This is a genomic window from Micrococcus sp. HSID17227 (assembly GCF_003989405.1).
Lineage (GTDB): Bacteria > Actinomycetota > Actinomycetes > Actinomycetales > Micrococcaceae > Micrococcus > Micrococcus luteus.
This window is the reverse complement of record NZ_RBLN01000161.1, coordinates 1-5,132: the sequence shown is the minus strand read 5'-3', so window position 1 is coordinate 5,132 and position 5,132 is coordinate 1. Positions and strand designations below refer to the sequence as shown.

The window sequence follows — 5,132 nt, the reverse complement described above, 5'->3', positions numbered from 1 at the left end:
TACAACCACCACCGCCGGCACTCCTCGCTCGGCTACCTAACCCCAGCCGAGTACGCTCGGCAGTGCACCCATCAAATGGAAACCGGCGACTCACAGAACGTCCGGACCGAATGAAGGGGGCGGCTCAGAACCTGATGGCCGAGGCCGCCCGGCAGACCACCGGCTACAGGTTCGCCTCCACCGAAGACCGGGAAGCGATCGTCGGCCTCGTGGTCGACGCCGCCGAGTCCGTGTCGCTGCGGCTGACCCCGCCCGAGCTCGCTTCGAGCCCCGCGGCGTTCCGCCGCTCGGATGGCACATCAGTGTTCCGGCCGAAGCACTCGGCCGTGTTCTCCTCCGAGGTTCTGCTGGCGGCCGAAGACCGCCTCCTCGAGCGCGCCCGCACCACTACCGGCCCGACCGTGCCGTTGGCGACGGTAGAGCGGATCACGGCCCGGCCCGACCGGGAGGGCCGCACCCTCGGCCCGGACCAGGCGGACGCGTTGGCGAGGATCGCGCTGTCAGGCCGGATGATCGACGTGCTCGTAGGGCCGGCCGGGGCTGGGAAGACGACGGCGATGAACGCGCTGCGCCGAGCGTGGGAGCACGAGCACGGCCGAGGCTCTGTCGTCGGCCTCGCTCCGTCCGCGGTCGCGGCGCACGTCCTCGCCGACGACCTCGGGATTGCCGCCGAGAACACGGCGAAGTGGCTGGACACCCACGACCGCACCGGGGCCACGTTCCGCCGGGGGCAGCTCGTCATCGTCGATGAGGCGTCGATGGCCGGCACCCTCGCCCTCGACCGCATCACCGCCCTCGCCACCGCGGCCGGGGCGAAGACGTTGGTCGTCGGGGACTACGCTCAGCTCCAGTTGCCGACCGCGGCCGGCGCCTACGCGATGCTCGTCCACGACCGGGATGACGCCCCCGAGCTCACCGCCGTGCACCGCCTCGCCCACGCCTGGGAGAAGACTGCCTCCCTCGGCCTGCGCCACGGCGACACCAGCGTCATCAACGCCTACGCGGACCACGGCCGCATCGCCGAAGGCGACAGCGAGGCGATGGTCGAAGTCGCCTACCGGGCGTGGCGCGCCGACACGCTGGCCGGGCGGGCGGCGGTGCTCGTGGCCGACTCCAACGAAGCCGTGCTCGCCCTCAACCGGCGAGCCCGCGCCGAGCTGATCCTTGACGGCATCGTGAACGCCCTCCGCGAAGTCGAACTGCACGACGGCACCCGCGCCGCCGCCGGGGACACCGTCATCACCCGACACAACGACCGGCGCCTGCGCTCCGGGCGTGGCTGGGTCAGCAACAGCAACAGGTGGACGGTCACCGACGTCCGCGACGACGACTCCCTCGCCCTCCGCCGTGCTGGCCGGAAGCGAGGTGGCTCCGTCGTGATCCCGGCCGACTACGCGGCCGAGCATCTGGAGCTCGGCTACGCCGTCACGTCGCATTTTCGGAGAAGTATGAACGGTCTGGACGCCTGGGGGTCAAGAGGTCGTGGGTTCAAATCCCGCTAGCCCGACCACGTCGACGAAGCCGGAGTTCAGCAGTTCGGGGCTCCGGCTTCGTCGTACCCGGCGCGGAGCAGCCTGGTCCGCCACTCTCCGTCGGTCGGGCGGGGCGGTTCAGGACGCGAACAGCACGTGCGTGTCCGGCACGACGGCCCGGCCGCCGAGGGCCCTGAGTTCCAGCAGGCAGGCCGCGCCCACCACCTCCGCACCCCGTGCCTCGATGAGCCGTCGGCCGGCGGCGAGGGTGCCGCCCGTGGCGAGGACGTCGTCGAGCAGGAGCACCCGTGACCCGGCCCGCAGGTCCTCGGAGACCTCGATGCTCGCGGTCCCGTACTCCAGCGTGTAGTCCGCGCGGGCTGCGGGCGCCGGGAGGCGCCCGGCCTTGCGCAGCGGCACGAGGCCGGTGCCTGTCAGGACGGCGGCCGCCCCGGCGAGCAGGAACCCGCGGGCCTCGAGGCCGGCCACGAGGTCGAACCGCCCCTCGAACGGCGCCACCAGGGCCTCAACACACTCCCTCAGGGCGCGGGCGTCGGCGAGCAGGGGCGTGATGTCCTGGAAGGCCACGCCCGGGCTGGGATGGTCGGGGACCACACGGATGAGCGAGCGGGCACGGGCGATCTCGGAGGTGACGGACACGGCCTCCACTCTAGGACGTACGCCGCCCGGGCCGCGGATGTGATCGGCGTCATCGGGCGGGGAGTTTGCTCTGGCTCCCTCAGGGGAGGACAGTAGATCGGTGGAAAATCCCCAGAATCCTCTCGCGGGCCGCGTGCCCGACGTCGAGCCGTCCGCCCGCGTGGCGGCGTCGACGGCCACCCGTCCCGACGACGCCACCCCCGACTGGCGCGGCCGCCCGTTCCTCGGCCAGCCCGGCCCGCTGGCGAACCTGTTCTCCGTGGAGCTGTGGGAGCGCTTCTCCTTCTACGGCATGCAGGCGATGCTCGTGTACTACATGTCCTGGACCGCCGCGGAGGGCGGCCTCGGGATCGACCCGGCCGTGGCCACGGGCATCGTCGGCGCCTACGGCGGCATGGTGTACGTGTTCTGCATCCTCGGCGGCTGGGTCGCCGACCGCCTGCTCGGTTCCGAGCGCACCATGTTCGTCAGCGCCGTCGGGATCATGTTGGGCCACATCGCGCTGGCCCTCGTCCCGGGCGTCCCGGGCCTGACCCTGGGCCTCGTGCTCGTCGCCGTCGGTTCGGGCGGCCTCAAGGCCAACGCCACGAACCTCGTCGGCTCCCTGTACTCCCGCGAGGACCCCAAGCGCGATGCCGGCTTCTCCATCTTCTACATGGGCGTGAACATCGGCGCCCTCTTCGGCCCGCTGCTCACCGGCCTGGCACGCGACACGATGGGCTTCCACGTGGGCTTCGGCCTCGCCGCCGCCGGCATGGCCATCGGCCTGACGCAGTACGCCCTGACCCGCAAGAACCTGCCCACGGACGTGCACCGGGTCCCGGATCCGCTGCCGCGGTCGCAGTACGGCCGCTGGGGCCTGATCGGCCTGGGGATGGTCGCCGTCGTCGTGGCCCTGTTCCTCACGGACGTCATCACCCTGGACAACCTCTCCGACGCCGTCGTCGTGCTCGCCGCCGTCGCGGCCATCGCGATCTTCGCGGTCCTGCTGACCTCGACGAAGGTCTCGGAGGAGGAGCGCTCGCGCGTGAAGGCGTTCATCCCGCTGTTCATCGGCACGTCCGTGTTCTTCGCCCTCTTCCAGCAGCAGTTCACCGTGATCGCGCTGTACTCCGAGCACCGCCTCGACCGGAACCTGTTCGGCTGGCTCATGCCCATGGAGTGGGTCAACTCCATCAACCCGATCTTCATCATCGTGTTCGCCCCGGTGTTCGCCGCGCTGTGGACCAAGCTGGGCGCCCGCCAGCCCGCCACCCCGGTGAAGTTCGGCATCGGCATCGTCCTGATCGGCATCGCCTTCCTGCTGTTCATCCCGGTGGCCGACGTCGTCGCCGTGCCGCTGCTGTGGCTGACGCTGATCCTCTTCGTCTGCACCATGGGCGAGCTGCTCGTCTCCCCGGTGGGCCTCTCCCTGGCCACCAAGGTCGCCCCGCGCAGCTACCCGGTGATGATGGTGTCGCTGTACAACCTGTCCGTCGCCCTGGGCACGGCCCTGGCAGGCTCCCTGGCCGGCTCCTACTCGGAGCAGAACGAGGTGGGCTACTTCGGCATGATCGGTGCGGTCACCCTGGGCGTGGGCCTGCTCGTGCTGGCCATCGCCAAGCCGGTGCGTCGCGGCATGCGCGGCGTGCTCTGAGCGCGCCAGTGGCGCGAATCACGCGCCGCTCGGTAGTCTGCGAGACGACGTCATCACTCCCGACCACACAAAGGACGCGCACTCCATGAGCTCCATCCCCGAAGGCCTGAAGTACTCCGCCGAGCACGAGTGGATCGCCGAGGCCGGTGCCGCCGGCACGGTCCGCGTGGGCATCACCGACTTCGCCCAGGATGCGCTGGGTGACGTCGTCTACGTGGACCTGCCGGAGGTCGGCACCGAGGTCACCGCGGGCACCGCGGTGGGCGAGGTCGAGTCCACGAAGTCCGTCTCGGACATCTACGCCCCGGTCTCCGGCACCGTGGCCGCCGTCAACGACGAGCTCGACGGCGAGCCCGGCCTGGTCAACTCTGCCCCCTACGAGGGCGGCTGGCTGTTCGAGATCACCCTCGCGGACGAGGCCCAGCTCGAGGGCCTCATGGACGCCGAGGGCTACGCCTCGCACACCAGCTGAGCCCCGTCCGCCGTCGCCCCGTCGCTGGCCGGCGGGGCGACGGCGTCCCCTTCGTCTCTCCATCCGGCGCCGCGGCGCCGGCCCCCGCACAGGAGCACCCCATGAACCAGCCCGGACGTGAACCGGACCTGTCCACCTCCGCCATCAACCTCACCGAGCTGGCGCCGCTGGTCTCGGCGGACCTCACCCGCGAGGAGTCGGACGCGATCCGCGCCCTCCCGGCCGGTTCCGCGCTGCTGCTCGCCCACGAGGGCCCGGACCAGTCCGCCCGCTTCCTGCTGGACGAGGACGTGGTCTCCGTGGGGCGCCACCCGGACGCGGACATCTTCCTCGACGACGTCACGGTCTCCCGTCGTCACGCGGAGTTCCGGGCCGAGGACGGCGGCCATCGGCTCGTGGACCTGAACTCCCTCAACGGCACCTTCGTGAACCACGACCGCGTGGACGAGATCCTGCTGCGCTCCGGGATGCACGTGCAGATCGGCAAATACCGGCTCACGTACTACGCCGCACCGGCGCGGGGCTGAGCCGTCATCCCCGTGACCGATCCGCGCCCGCGACCCGACGCCGTCCCCGCCGCCCGCCCTGCGGGCCGGCTGGGCATCGGCGAGGTCGTGGCCGCCCTCGAAGCCGAATTCCCCGGCGTCACCGCGTCCAAGGTGCGCTTCCTGGAGGAGCGTGGCCTCGTCCTGCCCGAGCGGACTCCCGCCGGCTACCGGCGCTTCCGGCCCGGGGACGTGGACCGGCTCCGGTTCGTCCTCGCCCTGCAGCGCGACCACTTCCTGCCGCTCAAGGTCATCGCCGACCACCTGGCCGCGCTGGACCGCGGCGAACGCCCCACCGGCCTGCCCGGAACCGCGGCGGTCCCGGCGTCCTCGGACGCGGAGCGGCT

General features: G+C 71.5%; 5 protein-coding genes and 1 pseudogene. 5 read left to right on the top strand and 1 reads right to left on the bottom strand.

Going from position 1 to position 5,132, the window contains the following annotated elements; all coding sequences use genetic code 11:
- Positions 1 to 128: 128 nt before the first annotated feature.
- Positions 129 to 1,436, top strand: a pseudogene (locus D8M29_RS08480) (AAA family ATPase); the annotation flags it as partial.
- Between the two features lie 174 nt (positions 1,437 to 1,610).
- Here the strand turns inward: D8M29_RS08480 and D8M29_RS08475 are convergent.
- Complete coding sequence (locus D8M29_RS08475; protein ID WP_049146961.1) at positions 1,611 to 2,132, bottom strand: adenine phosphoribosyltransferase; 522 nt, start codon at positions 2,130 to 2,132, stop codon at positions 1,611 to 1,613.
- A 100-nt stretch (positions 2,133 to 2,232) separates the two neighbouring features.
- Between D8M29_RS08475 and D8M29_RS08470 the strand changes: the two genes are divergently transcribed.
- From D8M29_RS08470 to D8M29_RS08455, 4 genes are all read left to right on the top strand, one after another.
- Positions 2,233 to 3,768: a peptide MFS transporter gene (locus D8M29_RS08470; RefSeq protein ID WP_080981706.1), complete on the top strand. Its 1,536-nt coding sequence runs from the start codon at positions 2,233 to 2,235 to the stop codon at positions 3,766 to 3,768.
- Between the two features lie 85 nt (positions 3,769 to 3,853).
- Positions 3,854 to 4,240: a glycine cleavage system protein GcvH gene (gene gcvH / locus D8M29_RS08465; RefSeq protein WP_002854607.1), complete on the top strand. Its 387-nt coding sequence runs from the start codon at positions 3,854 to 3,856 to the stop codon at positions 4,238 to 4,240.
- 101 nt (positions 4,241 to 4,341) lie between these two features.
- Positions 4,342 to 4,767, top strand: a complete 426-nt coding sequence (locus tag D8M29_RS08460; RefSeq protein WP_049146965.1) for an FHA domain-containing protein — start codon at positions 4,342 to 4,344, stop codon at positions 4,765 to 4,767.
- Positions 4,768 to 4,779: 12 nt separating this feature from the next.
- The coding region (locus D8M29_RS08455) for a MerR family transcriptional regulator (protein WP_148111555.1) at positions 4,780 to 5,132 on the top strand (353 nt) is incomplete at its 3' end.

Coding starts and splice junctions, on each gene's coding strand:
- gcvH (WP_002854607.1), top strand. CDS start 3,854: ATGAGCTCCATCCCCGAAGGCCTGAAGTACTCCGCCGAGCACGAGTGG.
- D8M29_RS08460 (WP_049146965.1), top strand. CDS start 4,342: ATGAACCAGCCCGGACGTGAACCGGACCTGTCCACCTCCGCCATCAAC.